Origin of the sequence: Mesorhizobium australafricanum, assembly GCF_033977265.1 — a bacterium.
Lineage (GTDB): Bacteria > Pseudomonadota > Alphaproteobacteria > Rhizobiales > Rhizobiaceae > Mesorhizobium > Mesorhizobium australafricanum.
This window is the reverse complement of sequence record NZ_JAVIIT010000001.1, coordinates 493,550-508,022: the sequence shown is the minus strand read 5'-3', so window position 1 is coordinate 508,022 and position 14,473 is coordinate 493,550. Positions and strand designations below refer to the sequence as shown.

The 14,473-nt window shown below is 62.3% G+C and carries 13 protein-coding genes, 2 tRNA genes and 1 pseudogene; 9 read left to right on the top strand and 7 right to left on the bottom strand.

Going from position 1 to position 14,473, the window contains the following annotated elements; all coding sequences use genetic code 11:
* Nucleotides 1-146: 146 nt before the first annotated feature.
* The 3 genes and pseudogenes from RFM98_RS02475 to RFM98_RS31315 all read left to right on the top strand — a co-directional run.
* The gene (locus RFM98_RS02475; protein ID WP_320307343.1) at nt 147-1,715 is read left to right on the top strand and encodes a DUF1254 domain-containing protein; all 1,569 of its coding nucleotides are present in this window, start codon (nt 147-149) and stop codon (nt 1,713-1,715) included.
* 86 nt (nt 1,716-1,801) lie between these two features.
* A complete protein-coding gene (locus tag RFM98_RS02470; RefSeq protein WP_320307342.1) occupies nt 1,802-3,868 on the top strand; it encodes a mechanosensitive ion channel family protein in 2,067 nt (688 codons plus the stop codon).
* Nucleotides 3,869-3,938: 70 nt separating this feature from the next.
* A pseudogene (locus tag RFM98_RS31315) lies at nt 3,939-4,106 on the top strand (tyrosine-type recombinase/integrase); the annotation flags it as partial.
* Nucleotides 4,107-4,188: 82 nt separating this feature from the next.
* Here the strand turns inward: RFM98_RS31315 and RFM98_RS02465 are convergent.
* A tRNA-Val gene (locus RFM98_RS02465) sits at nt 4,189-4,264 on the bottom strand.
* Nucleotides 4,265-4,482: 218 nt separating this feature from the next.
* Between RFM98_RS02465 and RFM98_RS02460 the strand changes: the two genes are divergently transcribed.
* Nucleotides 4,483-4,559 (top strand) — tRNA-Asp (locus RFM98_RS02460).
* Between the two features lie 194 nt (nt 4,560-4,753).
* Complete coding sequence (locus tag RFM98_RS02455) at nt 4,754-4,957, top strand: hypothetical protein (protein ID WP_320215971.1); 204 nt, start codon at nt 4,754-4,756, stop codon at nt 4,955-4,957.
* 26 nt (nt 4,958-4,983) lie between these two features.
* Here RFM98_RS02455 and RFM98_RS31310 read toward each other — a convergent pair whose 3' ends face one another.
* The 4 genes from RFM98_RS31310 to RFM98_RS02440 form a co-directional block, all read right to left on the bottom strand.
* Entirely contained in the window at nt 4,984-5,082 is a 99-nt protein-coding gene (locus tag RFM98_RS31310) for a putative RiPP precursor (protein ID WP_430682238.1), read from the bottom strand.
* A 113-nt stretch (nt 5,083-5,195) separates the two neighbouring features.
* The gene (gene rbsK, locus RFM98_RS02450) at nt 5,196-6,140 is read right to left on the bottom strand and encodes a ribokinase (RefSeq protein WP_320307341.1); all 945 of its coding nucleotides are present in this window, start codon (nt 6,138-6,140) and stop codon (nt 5,196-5,198) included.
* Between the two features lie 4 nt (nt 6,141-6,144).
* Nucleotides 6,145-6,597, bottom strand: a complete 453-nt coding sequence (locus tag RFM98_RS02445; protein ID WP_320307340.1) for an RbsD/FucU family protein — start codon at nt 6,595-6,597, stop codon at nt 6,145-6,147.
* 28 nt (nt 6,598-6,625) lie between these two features.
* Complete coding sequence (locus RFM98_RS02440; protein WP_320307339.1) at nt 6,626-7,684, bottom strand: ABC transporter ATP-binding protein; 1,059 nt, start codon at nt 7,682-7,684, stop codon at nt 6,626-6,628.
* 280 nt (nt 7,685-7,964) lie between these two features.
* On the opposite strand from RFM98_RS02440, the gene RFM98_RS02435 reads away from it, so the two are divergent.
* From RFM98_RS02435 to RFM98_RS02425, 3 genes are all read left to right on the top strand, one after another.
* Entirely contained in the window at nt 7,965-9,629 is a 1,665-nt protein-coding gene (locus RFM98_RS02435; RefSeq protein ID WP_320307338.1) for an ABC transporter substrate-binding protein, read from the top strand.
* Between the two features lie 77 nt (nt 9,630-9,706).
* Complete coding sequence (locus tag RFM98_RS02430) at nt 9,707-10,822, top strand: carbohydrate ABC transporter permease (RefSeq protein WP_320307337.1); 1,116 nt, start codon at nt 9,707-9,709, stop codon at nt 10,820-10,822.
* A gap of 9 nt (nt 10,823-10,831) precedes the next feature.
* Nucleotides 10,832-11,749 (top strand): carbohydrate ABC transporter permease, encoded by a 918-nt coding sequence (locus RFM98_RS02425; RefSeq protein WP_320307336.1) that lies wholly within the window; start codon nt 10,832-10,834, stop codon nt 11,747-11,749.
* Nucleotides 11,750-11,914: 165 nt separating this feature from the next.
* Here the strand turns inward: RFM98_RS02425 and RFM98_RS02420 are convergent, their stop codons facing one another.
* Both RFM98_RS02420 and RFM98_RS02415 read right to left on the bottom strand, forming a co-directional pair.
* Nucleotides 11,915-12,658, bottom strand: a complete 744-nt coding sequence (locus RFM98_RS02420; RefSeq protein WP_320307335.1) for a creatininase family protein — start codon at nt 12,656-12,658, stop codon at nt 11,915-11,917.
* Nucleotides 12,659-12,661: 3 nt separating this feature from the next.
* The gene (locus RFM98_RS02415) at nt 12,662-13,228 is read right to left on the bottom strand and encodes an SIS domain-containing protein (RefSeq protein WP_320307334.1); all 567 of its coding nucleotides are present in this window, start codon (nt 13,226-13,228) and stop codon (nt 12,662-12,664) included.
* 186 nt (nt 13,229-13,414) lie between these two features.
* Here RFM98_RS02415 and RFM98_RS02410 point away from each other — a divergent pair, with 186 nt between their 5' ends.
* Nucleotides 13,415-14,437, top strand: coding sequence for an aldo/keto reductase (locus tag RFM98_RS02410; RefSeq protein WP_320307333.1), 1,023 nt, complete (start codon nt 13,415-13,417; stop codon nt 14,435-14,437).
* The last annotated feature ends 36 nt before the right edge of the window (nt 14,438-14,473 follow it).

The window sequence follows — 14,473 nt, the reverse complement described above, 5'->3', positions numbered from 1 at the left end:
TGATAAGCATGAAGGCGCCGCAATCTATGTGCTGACAGCTAATAAGTTTCTATGTCGCTTGAATCAGACGCTCCTAGCGGTGTGCATCTTCTCGCTACGTGGGTCTACGAGGAATTGTTCAACGTCTTTAGAGGAAAAATACAACGATGATCCGGAATGGTGCGAAGTACTTTGCTTTAGTCGGCGCAAGTTTTCTTGCGATTAGTATCGCGTCAGCTCAGGAGGGAAAAACCCCGGGCTACAATCACAAGATTCCCGAGAAGATCATGACGCCCGACAAGGTCGAGACGTCGATCGGAACGCTGAATTTCTTCGACGGGATGCCGGACGACGCAACGGTCGGCAAACTCTATGACAATCTCGACGTTATGCGCGGCGTCGAGACATTCCTCAATGGCATTCCTGCGACCTCCATCGAGGGGCTTCGTCTCGGTCACCTGGAACTGGGCGCCGACACCCCCAACAAGGCGCTCATTCTTGACCAGTTGCTGGACTCGGCGCCGCTGTTCCTGACTGGCAACACCGATACCGTATATTGCAGCGTGTTCCTCGATCTTGCGAAGGACGGGCCAACCGTCGTCGAGATTCCCGCCGGCTCCGGCCCCGGTACGGTCAATGATGCCTATTTCCGCTTCGTGACCGACATGGGCGGCCCGGGTCCCGATCGAGGAAAGGGTGGCAAGTACCTGATCCTCCCGCCCGACTACAAGGGTGATCTCAATCCGCCTGTCGGCGGCATGGAGGCCAAGGTCAACGGTCAGAAGTATTTTGTCTCAAAGTCGACCAGCTACGTGAACTGGCTGATCCTGCGCGGTTTCCTGGTCGACGGAAAGACCGACGCCGCGGTGGCATCGTTCAAGAAGGGCCTGAAGGTCTATCCGCTCAGCAAACGCGACAACCCGCCGAAGATGGAATTCATCAGCGGATCGCAGAAGCCGTGGAACACCATCCACGCCAACGACTACGAGTTCTATGAAGAGCTCCACACGGTCATTGATCGTGAGCCGAGCTCGATGCTCGACCCCGAAATGTTGGGCCTGTTTGCCTCTGTCGGCATTCAGAAGGGCAAGCCCTTCAAACCGGACGAACGGATGAAGAAGCTGCTAGTCGAAGCGGTCGCTGTCGGCAACGCAACCGCCCGCGCGCTGGTGTTCCGCCCGCGCTTGGACGGCGTCCAAATCTATCCGAACAGCGCCTGGAACGTGGCCTTCGTGGGCGGAAGCTATCAATGGCTCCGGGACGAAAGCAAGGGCGGCCGCAATCTCGACGCCAGGACCCTCTACTTCTACCAGGCGACGGTCAACACGCCTGCCATGGTGCAGAAAATGGTCGGTGCCGGCTCCCAGTACGCCTATGCCGCAACCGACGTGAACGGTGACTATCTGGACGGTGCGAAGACCTACAAGCTCCGCATTCCTGCCAACCCGCCGGCCAAGGACTTCTGGTCCGTGGTGATCTACGATCCGCAGACGCGCTCGCAGCTTCAGACGGGCCAGACCTTCCCGAGCAAAAACAACAAGCGCGACAAGCTTATCGAGAATTCCGACGGTTCGGTCGACCTCTACTTCGGCCCGACCGCGCCGGAGGGAAAGGAAGCGAACTGGATCCAGACCGTTCCCGGCAAGGGGTGGTACACGCTTCTTCGGCTTTATGGCCCGCTTGAACCCTGGTTCGACAAGACCTGGCGGCCGGGCGAGTTCGAGGTGGTTAAGTAGCAGGGTTCCGCGTTCGATCCGGCGTGGTTCGTTCGATTGCGGGACAGTCTGGTCGCACTGTCGATCGAAAATTGCCGGAGCGCTCGATGAGCAATGCACTGCCCACTCGAATTGGTATTTTGCTGTCGGCCGTCATTCCAATTTTCTTTTGGGTGCTGGTTGGAACCTGCTGGGCCCAGGCCCAGCAGCCTCCCGTCGGCGTGCCGCCCGAAAAGGCACGGCAATTCCTCGACCTGCTGTCCGACCCCGAGGTCAAGGTATGGCTTGAAGGAAGGATACCGGCAGCCGCCGAGGAACCGTCCGCCGCATCGCTTGCCGACGCGATCTCAAACTGGGAGCTGGCCGTTCGCGCACGTCTCGTCGCGCTCACCGATGCCATTCCTCGCATCCCGCAGGAGGCAGCTAACGCCGGCGGCATCGTCTCGGGTGACGTGAATTCAGGCAGGCCCGGCCTGGTGATCCTGATCCTGGCAGTCCTGACGGTTGTCGGCTTCGGCGCCGAGTGGCTGGTCCGCCGGGCTTTGGCGCCTGGCGGTTCTGACGGAGTAATTGACCCCGGACAGGCGGTCCTGTCCGAGGTTGCTGCCTTGCTGACATTTGCTCTGGCCGGCATCGGCTCGTTCCTCGCGTTCGAATGGCCGCCTTTGCTTCGCCGCATCGTGCTGACCTTGCTGCTCGCCTTCATCGCCGTGCGGGTCGTCCGCGCAACTGCCAGGTTGCTGTTTGGACTTGCCGGCGCGGAAAGCAGGACGTCGGATGAGACGCCGACGGCAACCCCTGTCGCAGCCGAGACCGCGCAGCGTTTCTGGCTTCGGCGCGTGAGCCTCATCGCCGGCTTTCTGCTGTTTGGCTGGGCCGTGGTCAGCCTCATGCCGAGCATCGGTTTCTCCATCGACGTGGCGCGCGTGGTTGCCCTGCTTTGTGGCCTGGGCATGTTGGCCATCGCCATTGAAATCGTCTGGCGGCAGCCGGGCAGCGCGGCTTCCGCTGTCAGGCAATCGCTGCTGACGTTCTATCTGATCGCGCTTTGGCTGGCCTGGGTGGCAGGACTGCTCGGCGTGCTGTGGCTCGGCCTCTATGTGTTGCTGTTGCCGGCGGCGGTGCGTGGGGTTGGCAACGTCGCACAGGCCTTCGCCGGCAGAGCGCAGCGCAGCGGTGCCCTCGGCGTCATGCTGAACGTGCTGATCGTCAGGGGCGCCAGGGCAGCGGTGATTGGCGCTGCGGTCGCTTGGCTCGCCTATATCTGGCGCATCAGGGCTGCAGCCCTTGCCGGCAGTGAAACAGGCGCGATCGTGATTTCGGGCCTGCTCAATAGCATCATCGTCCTCCTGGTTGCGGATCTGCTGTGGCAGCTGGCGAAGGCGTTGATCGCTTATCGGATGGAGCTCGCGCCAAAGGAAGGGTCAAGCGCGGACGACCTTGCCCGCAGCGGCCGGCTGCGTACGCTGCTGCCGATATTCCGCAACGTGCTCGCTGTCTTCATCGGGGTCGTCGCTGTGCTGACAATCCTTTCCGGACTGGGCGTGCAGATTGCACCTTTGATCGCCGGCGCGGGCATTTTCGGCGTCGCCATCGGCTTCGGTTCGCAGACACTCGTCAAGGACGTGCTGAGCGGCGTTTTCTATATGCTCGACGATGCCTTTCGTGTCGGCGAGTATATCCAGAGCGGCAGCTATAAGGGCACCGTCGAATCGTTCAGCCTACGGTCAGTCAGGCTGCGGCATCACCGCGGCCCAATTTTCACCGTGCCGTTCGGCGAGCTCGGCGCCATCCAGAACATGAGCCGTGACTGGGTGATGGACAAGATGGCTCTGAGCATCACCTACGATTCCGATGTGGACCTCGCTCGCAGGCTCATCAAGAAGATCGGTCAGGAGCTGGCCGCGGATCCTGAGTTCGCCGCCGATACGATCGAGCCGCTGAAAATGCAAGGTGTCGACAGCTTTGGCGACTCCGGGATCGAGCTCAGGATGAAGCTGATGACCAAGCCGGGAACTCAGTTCGGCATCAAGCGGCGAGCGTTCATGATGATCAAGAAGGCATTCGACGAGTACGGCATCAAGCTTGCCGTTCCCACCGTGCATGTGGCGGGTGGTGGCGACAACGCGGCCGCTGCGCAGCAACTACTCAAGATGAAGCAGGCTGCGAGCTAGCGGCAAACCCGGCGCCCTGACGGCACTTAGTTCGTCGCGCTGAGCCAAGCTCCGAAGGCCCGATGCCTCGCCCAACATGCTGAGGCATTCGGCTGCCGTCTGGCTCGTCGAAGATGGCCACTCCATGGAGGCTGTCGCCCAGTTCCTGGGTCACTCGAACACCGCAATGACGTACCGGGTCTATGCCCGCTACAGCCCGAAATACCTGCGAAAATTGACTGCTTCGCTGGAAATTTAGACCCATTGCGGTTCGGTGAACCGACAGACCACTTCGTAAAACAGGGTGATCAGTGAAAATGTATAAGAAATTCAAAGGTTACTGGTGGGCGATGACGGGCTCGAACCGCCGACATCTTCGGTGTAAACGAAGCGCTCTACCAACTGAGCTAATCGCCCGCTTGAGCGCGGACCTTTAAGCAGTTAGGGCAGCATTCGCAAGGCCAAATGAACAGACGGCGCGCCCGTCGCGGTGCGGATTTCCCCAGCCTCGGCGCCGCTGTCAAAAAACCTTCTCCTGATTGCTGTAATGCTTCAATGCCGCGCTTGACACCCGCAGGCGAACCCCTTATCCACCGCCCCAACGACGAACACGCCTGACACGTGCTCGTCAGTGCGCGGGTGTAGCTCAGTCGGTTAGAGTGCCGGCCTGTCACGCCGGAGGTCGCGGGTTCGAGCCCCGTCACTCGCGCCATTTTTCCTTCACGGATCAGCCGAAAATCCGGCTTGTGCAGGGCGCTCTAACGCGGATTCTGCTGCATTGCGGGAAGCGACGCGCGGCCCCATAAAAACGGACTTGCTCGCACTTTGCCGCTTGGGCGCCCTATCTCGGAACCATTCCAACCTTGTCCCGTTCAGCCCATGGGCGAAAAAAGACGGGAGACCAAGATGGCTGTGAGATGCCGCATTTCGATTGATGACGCCAGGGATGTCGACGAGCTCGCCTTCCAGGAATTGCCGCGGGTAGGCGAAAGCGTGTCGATACCGGTCGAAGGATCGAGCAGGGACCTTCGGGTTCTGCGCGTCGTGCATATGCCCGGCAGCGAGCAAGGCGCAACGACGATGCTGGAGCTGACCAGCAGGATACTTTAGCGCCATCCCGAGCCCGATCTTGGAAATCACTCCCCCAGTATGACGCCGGAAGCGACAATCTGGGCTGTCCGCTCGGTGAGCTTCTGGCGCTTCACGAGCGTGGGCTTTTCGTAGTGCTTTTTCATCCTACCGTTCCAAATCGGCGTCGCCGACAGGACGATGAACGCGCGCGTCTCAGTTGCGTTCCGGAATAAGGAGGCGCTAACGAAGGCGCGCGAAAGACAGCTAGGCGGGAGTTTCACGCCGTGGCGAGCAGCGCCTCGACCTCCTGTAATGTCGGCATCGACGGCGCGGTGCCCGGGCGGGTCACCGAAATGCCGGCGACCGCGCAGGCAAAGCGCACGGCCTCCAATGGCTCGACGCCTTTTGCGAGAGCCGCGGCGAGACCGCCATTGAACGCATCGCCCGCCCCTGTGGTCTCGACCACCGGGCCGGCATTGATCGCGCCGACATGGTCGGAGAGATCCTTCGTATGCAGCAGCGCTCCCTTTTCACCGAGCGTCACGATGACGGCGCCAACGCCCTTGGCCAGCAGGCTGTCGGCGGCGCGGCGGGCGTCGTCGATCGACGACACCTTGATGCCGGTCAGCCCATCGGCTTCGGTCTCGTTGGGCGTGACATAGTCGCACAGCGTGTAGATGCGGTCGGGCAGGCTGGCCGCCGGCGCCGGATTCAGGATGGTCGTCACCCCTGCCCCGCGCGCGATCTCCAAGGCTTTCAGGGCCGCGTCAATCGGCTGCTCGAGCTGGGTGACGAACACGCCGGCGGACCGGATCAAGCCGGCATGCGCCTCAATGTCTTCGGGCGAGATCAGCATCGCGGCGCCCGGGCTGACGATGATGGCGTTGTTACCGGTCCCCTCCTCGACGAAGATATAGGCAGCGCCCGTATAGCTGTCGGGCGTATCGATGATGGCGCTCTTCACGCCAGCATCCTTCCAGGTTTGTTTGGCCATGTCGGCGAAGGCATCGACGCCGAGACGGGTCAGGAAGGTGATGTCGGCGCCGAGCTTGCCGGCCGCGACCGCCTGGTTCGAGCCTTTGCCGCCCGGGCCGAGCTTGAAGGAATTGCCGAGGATCGTCTCGCCCATGCGGGGCTGGCGATCGGCGCGATAGGCGGTGTCGGCGACGAAGACACCCAGGATGACGACAGGTTTCATGACGACGGGCTTGCCGATGGCCATCGTCTCACTCCGCATCCGGCGGCACGACGCCCTTGCGGAAAGCAAAGCAGCCATAGAAGCGGCGCTCGCCGGTCTGGATCACGCAATATGCCTTCTTGGAGCGCTCGTAGAAGGCGTAGCGCTCGATCGAGATCATCGGCCAGGGCTTGCCCTCGGCAGCGTCGACCTCCTTCTGAACCTCCTTCTGCACCGGCGGGATTTCGTTCGGCTTGCCGACGATCTCCATGCGCGCCGCCGCATCGTCGACGAAAGTGTCCAGCGGATAGAGCGACAGCACCGCCTTCACCACGTCCGCCGCCGTCGCGTCGATGCGTAAAAGCTTGCCGAGCACCGTCTGTCTCGCCACGGAGTCGGACGGGAAATTGGTGTCGGCGATGATCAGGTCGTCGCCATGGCCCATCGCCCGCAGCGCCTGGAGCACATCGGCATTGAGCAGCGGATTGATCCCTTTGAGCATGGATTCCTCTATGAAAACTTGTTTGCGGTCAGAGACGCTTGCCGGTCCCGGCGTCGAAGAGGTGGACCTGGTCGAGACGAGGCCTGAGCTTCAGCGTGTCGCCCGGCTTGAAGTCGTGGCGCTCGCGAAACAGCGCCACCATCTCGCCCTCGCCGAAGCGCACGAAGGCCAGGGTCTCGGAGCCTGTCGGCTCGACCACCGAGACCTTGGATTCGACACCGTCCGGATGGATCTCCAGATGTTCCGGCCGCACACCATAGACAACGGCCTGGCCGTCCTCGGCGGCGGTCCCTGACGGCATCGGAAACGCCGTGCCGGCGATCTCGACCACCAGTTTGTCAGCCTTCTTTACAGTGCCCTTGAGCAGGTTCATCGAAGGCGAGCCGATGAAACCGGCGACGAAAAGGTTCGCCGGCCGGTCGAACAGTTCCAGCGGCGCGCCGACCTGCTCGATACGGCCGTCGCGCATCACGACGATCTTGTCGGCCATGGTCATGGCCTCGATCTGATCGTGGGTGACGTAGATGGTCGTGGTCTTCAGCCGCTGGTGCAATTCCTTGATCTCGGTGCGCATCTGCACGCGCAGCTTGGCGTCGAGGTTGGAAAGCGGCTCGTCGAACAGGAAAACCTGCGGATTGCGCACGATGGCGCGGCCCATGGCGACGCGCTGACGCTGGCCGCCCGAAAGCTGGCGCGGATAGCGCTTGAGATAGGGAGCGAGGTCGAGGATGTCGGCGGCGCGCTTGACCCGCTCGGCGACCACGGCCGGATCGGTGCCGCGCAGCTTCAGCGCGAAAGCCATGTTCTGCTCCACCGTCTTGTGCGGATAGAGCGCATAATTCTGGAACACCATGGCGATGTCGCGCTTCGCCGGCGGCAGATTGTTGACGACGCGGTCGCCGATCGAGATCGTGCCGCCGGAAACGGTCTCCAGTCCGGCCACCATCCTCAGAAGTGTGGACTTGCCGCACCCCGACGGGCCGACCAGCACGACGAACTGTCCGTCGGCAATGTCGACGCTGACTTCATGCAGGACCTTGACGGTTCCGAACGCCTTGGCCACACTGCTGATCGCGACTTGAGCCATCGTCTCCCCTTTATCGTTTGCGGTGAAGCTAGCCATTGCGAACGGCAACGGCAAGTCGGTATCTTATAGTTAAAAAGCCAACCTTGTTGACAAGGTAATCGATTACGCGAATAGTGGCGAGTGCCAATCCGAGAGCCGGTATTTTGCCGGGAAATCGGAGCTCCGGCGACGCCGGGTGGGGTCCCACGTCCCCGTAAGATCGAGGAGAACCGCTGGCGTTTCGACGTCCGAGAGATTGGCACTTCAATTCAATCGCTGTTGTTCTGGGAGGAACCTGTAGATGAGAGTCGACCTGTATGAGAAACTGATGCGCGCCGGCGCGAGCCGCCGCGATCTGTTGAAGGGCGCGGCCAGCATGGCCGCAATCGCCGCCGCGTCCGGCGCCGGGCTCGGCGCGTTCACGGGGCCGGCCGCCGCCGGCGATGATTTGCGCCAGAAAATCCTGCAGATCCCCGGGGTCGGCAAAGGCCAGCCGACCGATGCCGATTTCCAGAAGGTCGGCGAGCTCTGCCTCGAAGCGACCAAGGCCAATGTCAAGGAAGGCGAGTTCGCCGGCGTCGAGCTCACCTTCATGGGCCTCAACAACCAGAACCTGCACAACGTGCTGTTCCGCGGCTTCCTGAAGCCATGGGAAGCTTATACCGGCGCTAAGATCAGCTGGATCGACCTCGCCCAGGCCGACTATAACGCCCGCCTGCAGCAGTCGATCGCCACCGGCACCGTCGACTTCGACATCATCGAGATGGGCGCGCCCTTCGAAGGCGATGTCTGCGGCAAGGGCCTGACCTCGGAAATGCCCGACTGGGTCAAGAAGCAGATCGACTTCGACGATCTGGTCAACTACCTGAAGCCGCCGGTCGGCACCTGGGACGGCAAGCAGTACCGCGTGACCATCGACGGCGACGCGCACAACTTCAACTACCGCACCGACGTGTTCGCCGATGCCGACCTCGCCAAGCAATGGAAGGACAGCGGCGCAACCAGCGAATGGGGGGTACCGAAGACCTGGCAGGAGGTGCAGGCTGTCACCAAGTTCCTCAAGGGCAAGAAATTCAAGGGCCAGGACGTCTATGGCTACCTCGACGCGCCCAAGCCCTGGGGCGGTTTCGGCTTCTACTTCCTCGGCAGCCGCGCCAGCGCCTACGCCAAGCATCCCGACGACAAGGCCTGGCTGTTCGATGCCGATACGATGAAGCCGCGCGTCAACAATCCGGCCTGGGTGCGCGCCATCCAGGACGTGATCGACGCCCTGCCGTCCGAGCCCGCCGACCAGATCAACGCCGATCCGAACACGACTGCCTTCCAGCAGTTCCTGGCCGGAACCGGCTCGATGATCCCCTGGTGGGGTGACGTCGGCTCGAACGTCAAGACCAATGACTCCTCGGTCATCGGCGACGTCACCGGCTTCTCGATCCTGCCGGGTTCCGACGACGTCTACAATTCCAAGACCGGCAAGTGGGAAAAGCTCGCCAGCGGGCCGAACTACGCGCCGAACTGCGCCTATCTCGGCTGGGGCGTCTACGTCATGGCCCGCGTCGATAAGGACGAAAAGAAGAAGAAGGCCGCATGGTCCGCCGCCGCCCATCTCGGCGGCAAGGACCTGTCGATCTGGACGGCGATGTATCCGTCGGGCTTCCAGCCCTATCGCAACTCCCATTTCAACATTCCGGAATGGGTTGCGGCCGGCTACGACGAGGCGTTCATCACCTCCTATCTGAAGTCGGAGGGCGACTCCTACAACCATCCGAACGCGGCGATCGAGCCGCGCATCCCCGGCATCTTCCAGTACTACTCGGCCGCCGAGGACATTCTGGCCAACACCTTCGCCGGCAAGATGAAGGCACAGGAAGGTGCGGACGCCATCGCCGCCGCCTGGGAAAAGCTGACCGACCAGATCGGCCGCGATAAGCAAGTCAAGCTCTACAAAGCCTCGCTCGGCATGTAGGCTGTCACATCGAAAAGTCGCGGCCCGGCGACCTCGTCGCCGGGCCGCATGTTTAGGTTGACGCAAGGGGCAAGAGCGTGGCTGAGCAGACTTCGACCGCGAATGCGTGGTCGGCAAATCCTGCCGACCTGATCCCGGCCGGCCGAAAGCGCCTCGGCTGGGGCCTGCTGGCCATCGCAACACTTGGCCTTCTGGCGATCATCGTCGTCCAGATCCTCTACAAGACCGAGATGTCCGCCGTCGGTTTCGACACCTGGCGTCCGGTGATCTACGCCTATGTCCTATGGGGCGCAGCGCTCGGCGCATGGCAGGTTCTGACGCGCGGCGAGGACGGGCAGCGCGCGCTGTTCCTGCTGCCGGCGCTGCTCTTCACCATCGCCATGGTGATCTTCCCGACGCTGTTCGGCTTCTACATCGCGCTCACCGACTGGAATCTCAGTTCCTTCACCGGACGCAGGTTCAACGGCCTCGACAATTTCTGGCAGATGCTGAGCGACCCCTATTACCGCAACGCGCTTGTCAACATGGTGCTCTATGTGCTTGCGGTGCTGGTCGAATATATAATCGCCTTCAGCCTGGCGCTGCTGCTCAACGCGCAGATCCGGGCTCGAAAATTCTTCCGCGTCGTCTTCCTGCTGCCGCTGATGCTGTCACCGGTCGCCGTGTCATGGATGGTCGGCAAATCGCTGATGGAGTACCGGTTCGGGCCGGCGGCGACGCTGGCGCGCCATCTCGGCTGGGACAATCCCGCCTTCTTCTCCGATCCGATCACCGCCCGCATCTCGATCATGATGCTCGACGCCTGGACCTTCATCCCGTTCATGATGATCATGCTGCTTGCCGGTCTGCAGGCGATGTCGCGCGAGGTGCTGGAAGCCGCCCGCGTCGACGGCGCGACCGCATGGCAGACATTCTGGCAGGTTACCTTTCCGCTGATGCTGCCGGTATCGGTGACGGCGGTGATACTGCGCATCATCTTCAAGCTGAAGCTTGCCGACATCATCATCACCCTGACCTCCGGCGGTCCCGGCGGCGCCACCGATTCCGTGTCGAGCTTCATCTATCGCGAATACCGTGACCGCTCGAACGTCGGCTACGGCACCATGCTGGCAATGGCCTATCTGGTCATCATCGTCGTGTTCGTGACCTGGCTCTTGAAATTCGCCAGTCGCTTCGTGCGCAACGTCAACTGAGCGGCCATCATGAGCGTCCAGACCACCGACTACACCGTTTCCGAGATCCGTTCGCCGGCGGCCTTCATCGCCAGCCGCGCCTTCATCTATGGCGCGCTGGTCTTCTGGGCCTTCGTCTGCCTGTTCCCGATCTACTGGACGATCACCACCTCGTTCAAATCGGCGGTCGACGTCACGCAAGGCCATCTCATTCCCTTCGTCGACTTTACGCCCGACTGGAAGGGTTGGCGCTCGCTCGGCCTGTCGCCGGATTCGATCAACCAGACATCGACCGTGCGCGACGAATTCCTGAAACGCTTCATGAATTCGGTCATCACCTCCGTGGGGGCATCGGGCCTCGCCATCATCATCGGCAGCCTCGCCGCCTACGGCCTCACCCGCTATCGCTACAAGTTCGCCTGGTTCAAGAACGAGGACATCTCCTTCTTCTTCCTGTCGCAGCTGATCCTGCCACCGGTCGTGCTTGCGCTGCCCTTCCTGGTGCTCTACCGCGAAGTGGCACTCCTCGATACGCGCATCGGGCTCGTGCTCCTCTACACGCTGATGGTGCTGCCGATCGTCATCTGGATCATGCGAGACCAGTTCAATTCGATCCCGGTCGAGCTTGAGGAGGCAGCCCTTGTCGACGGACTCTCGATCTGGGGCGCCTTCTTCCGCATCGTCATGCCGATCGCGCTGCCCGGCATGGTCGCCGCCTTCATCCTGGCGATGGTGCTGTGCTGGAACGAGTATTTCTTCGCCGCGCTTCTGACATCGACGGACGCCAAGACGATTCCCGTCATGGTGGCGAGCCAGACCGGCTCGCAAGGCATCAACTGGTGGTCGATGGCCGCCCTTGCCACGGCCGCCATCGCGCCGCTGGCGATCATCGGCATCGCGCTCGAGCGCTATCTGATCATGGGAATGACGGCCGGCTCCGTGAAATAGGATGGGCCTCTCCTTCTCCCCTTGCGGGAGAAGGTGTCGCCGAAGGCGACGGATGAGCGGTGTTCCAGGGAACACCAGCGTCTCACTCCGCTGGAACACCCCTCATCCGTCTCGGCGCTGCGCGCCGATCCACCTTCTCCCACAAGGGGAGAAGGAAGAGCCGCGCTATCGCACCAATATCGCCCGGAGATGGTCGAGGATCATGGCGACGCCGATCTTGCCGAGGCCTGCCGAGGCCTCCGCCGCGTCTTTCGTGTACCAGCCGGTGTTGTCGGCGAAATGCTTCTCGTCCACCGCCTCGGGGCACAGCGCCAGCATAAGCGAGGTTTCACCTTTGCCGGCATGGTCGAACGGGTACTTGCCGTTCATCGTGGCCGGCATCAGCGGATGCACCTGCACCCAGTTGAAGACATTCTCGCCCTGGGCATGGCCGGCATAATAGTCGACCATCTTGTCGGAACCCCACCAGCCCTCCCCGCGCTCATTTTCGAGGAAGCGAAAGATCGCCTGCCGGCCGGCGGCCTTGAAGGCGAGATCGGTCGGCATGCCTGCCGCGAAATTCTCGGTCTGATGGTGGATGATGGCGTGGATGTTGCGGAAGCCGATGCGCAGCAGGCCGTGGAACAGTTCCTCAGCAAAAGGCGAAAGCACCTTGCCGCCGACCTGCACCGAGCCGCTGCCTTCCGGCGCCGCCACCGCATAGCTCGCCGCGCCGTAGTAGAAGGGCGGCAGGATGACGAGGTCCTTTTCCTTTTCGATCAGCTCCACTGTCTTGATGACGGCCAGCGTGTCCATGCCGACCGCCATGTGCTCGCCATGGTATTCGAGCACGCCGAGCGGCAACACGACCGGCCAGTTCTCTTCGATCGCCTTGCGGATCTGGTGCGGCAGCATGAGCTCGTAACGCATCCCCTACTCCATGTTGGTGTGCCTGGCGCGCATCGCCTCCGGCGTGGCATTGGTCAGGCGTTTAAGCTTCAGCACCATGATTTCGAACAAAAGGAACAGCGCGCCTTCGAACAGCGAGCCCATCGGCAGCACCGAGGTTCTTGCCGCGCCCTGGTCGCGGGCCATGGTCTGCGCCGGAATGAGTAGGGTGAAGTCGGCGCGCTTCGCGGCGCTTCCGCCGGCCTCCGCCGTCAAAAGCAGCACTTTGGCGCCGGCCTCGTGGGCAACCCGCATCAAGGTCAGCACCGTGGTGGTTTCGCCTGGCCCTGAACTCACCAGGAAGACATCACCCTGCCCGAGCGGCGGCGTGGTCATGTCGCCGACGACGGAGACCGGCAGGCCGAGATGGTAGAGCCGCATGGCAAAGCCCTTGACCTGCAGCACCTCGCGGCCGCAGCCATAGACGGCGATCTTGCCGGCGCCGGCTAGCATTTCGCAGGCGGCGTCGATCCGTGTTTCATCCATGCGCGCCAGCACCGCGCCAAGCTCGTCCAGCGCGGTCGCGAACATCCCGGATCCGGCTTTGGTCATGACGGCTCGCCCTGTCTGCCGAGGCATCGCTAGGCTCTGTGGATTGGCGGTTCACCGCCCGCGAAAGGCCTGTTTTTGCTCATGCTACCACCGCGAAAATCGCTGTCCAACGAGCCTCGGCACTTTTGCTGGGCCACGAGCGTGATAGTGTCATGTCAGACAAATCACTCCGGGACATCGTCAGACATGAAGACACGGCATTTCGACCGCATCGGCAATGGCGGCATCACCTTCACCGAGCTCGGTTTCGGCACTGCGCCGCTCGGCAATCTCTACCGCGCCGTCTCCAACGAGGATGCCAATGCCACCCTGGAAGCTGCATGGGCGACGGGCTGCCGCTACTACGATACGGCGCCGCTCTACGGCCTCGGCCTGTCGGAAACCCGCCTCAACCCTTTCCTGCGCGGCAGGAAGCGCGACGACTACGTGCTGTCGAGCAAGGTCGGCCGCATCATGCGCGTTGCCCCGCCGGATCAGCGCACCGGCATCGGCAAGTTCTTCGAGACGCCGTCGCGCCGGGAAGTCTACGACTACAGCTATGACGGCGTCATGCGCTCCTTCGAGGCCTCGCTGGAGCGCCTCGGCGTCGATCGCATCGACATCCTCTTCGTCCACGACGTCGACATCTTCACCCATGGCAGCAAGGCAGCCTCGGATGCCCGCATCGAGGAGTTCATGTCGTCCGGTTATTACGGGCTGCTTTCGCTGCGCGACCAGGGCGTGATCAAGGCCTTCGGCGGCGGCATCAACGAGTGGCAGGTCGCCCAGACACTGGCCGAGCGCGGCGATTTCGACCTGTTCCTGCTCGCCGGACGCTACACGCTGCTCGAGCAGGAGGCGCTTGAGAGCTTCCTGCCGCTTTGCCAGGAGCGCGGCATCGGCATCGTGCTGGGCGGCCCGTACAATTCCGGCGTGCTTGCGACCGGACCGAAGCCCGGCGCCTTCTACAATTACAGCGAGGCGCCGAAGGATATCCTAGATCGCGTGGCGCGTATCGAGGCCGTCTGCAAGCGTCACAATGTGCGCCTGATCGAGGCGGCGCTGCAATTCCCGCTGCAGCATCCTTCGGTGATGTCGGTGATCCCCGGCGGCCAGCGGCCGGCCGAAGTCGAAAGCAACCGGGCGCTTCTCGATACCAAGATACCGGCGGCGCTGTGGGCGGATTTGAAACAGGAAGGCCTGATGCGCGCCGACGCGCCGACAGCCTGAAGCTGCAAAAAGAAAAGCCGGGCAAGCCCGGCTTTT

Bases quoted from the DNA above. Each gene is read 5' to 3' on its own strand.
- RFM98_RS02455 (WP_320215971.1), top strand. From the start codon at position 4,754: ATGGCTGTGAGATGCCGCATTTCGATTGATGACGCCAGGGATGTCGAC.
- RFM98_RS02425 (WP_320307336.1), top strand. From the start codon at position 10,832: ATGAGCGTCCAGACCACCGACTACACCGTTTCCGAGATCCGTTCGCCG.
- RFM98_RS02440 (WP_320307339.1), bottom strand. From the start codon at position 7,684: ATGGCTCAAGTCGCGATCAGCAGTGTGGCCAAGGCGTTCGGAACCGTC.
- RFM98_RS02435 (WP_320307338.1), top strand. From the start codon at position 7,965: ATGAGAGTCGACCTGTATGAGAAACTGATGCGCGCCGGCGCGAGCCGC.
- RFM98_RS02410 (WP_320307333.1), top strand. From the start codon at position 13,415: ATGAAGACACGGCATTTCGACCGCATCGGCAATGGCGGCATCACCTTC.
- RFM98_RS31310 (WP_430682238.1), bottom strand. From the start codon at position 5,082: ATGAAAAAGCACTACGAAAAGCCCACGCTCGTGAAGCGCCAGAAGCTC.
- RFM98_RS02415 (WP_320307334.1), bottom strand. From the start codon at position 13,228: ATGACCAAAGCCGGATCCGGGATGTTCGCGACCGCGCTGGACGAGCTT.
- RFM98_RS02470 (WP_320307342.1), top strand. From the start codon at position 1,802: ATGAGCAATGCACTGCCCACTCGAATTGGTATTTTGCTGTCGGCCGTC.
- RFM98_RS02475 (WP_320307343.1), top strand. From the start codon at position 147: ATGATCCGGAATGGTGCGAAGTACTTTGCTTTAGTCGGCGCAAGTTTT.
- RFM98_RS02420 (WP_320307335.1), bottom strand. From the start codon at position 12,658: ATGCGTTACGAGCTCATGCTGCCGCACCAGATCCGCAAGGCGATCGAA.
- RFM98_RS02445 (WP_320307340.1), bottom strand. From the start codon at position 6,597: ATGCTCAAAGGGATCAATCCGCTGCTCAATGCCGATGTGCTCCAGGCG.
- rbsK (WP_320307341.1), bottom strand. From the start codon at position 6,140: ATGGCCATCGGCAAGCCCGTCGTCATGAAACCTGTCGTCATCCTGGGT.